Genomic DNA, 289 nt, shown 5'->3' on the forward strand with positions numbered 1-289 from the left:
CCACGCCGCAGCGGGAAGCGACCTCTCCGCCCCGGTCACCGCGGATCGGCCAGACCCCCGCATCCACATCACCGCCGACCGGCTGATCTCCCATCCGTCTGAAAACCAGGCCGAGTTCATCGGTCAGGTGTTGGTTCGTCAGGGAGAGACACAGATCACCGCCGACCGGCTGAAAATCCATTTTTCGGGCACATCCGCTGCCCCGGACGCCTCTGCGGCCCAGTCCCTGGAGAAACTCGTGGCCACCGGTAACGTGGAAATTAAATTCGACAATAGGCTTGCTGTTGCC

General features: G+C 62.3%; 1 protein-coding gene. It reads left to right on the plus strand.

Annotated features, from left to right (window positions below):
• On the plus strand, nt 1-289 hold a 289-nt coding region (locus tag MD536_RS21200), incomplete at both ends, for an LptA/OstA family protein (protein ID WP_239603787.1).

Source organism: Flavihumibacter cheonanensis (genome assembly GCF_022352215.1).
Classification (GTDB): domain Bacteria; phylum Bacteroidota; class Bacteroidia; order Chitinophagales; family Chitinophagaceae; genus Flavihumibacter; species Flavihumibacter cheonanensis.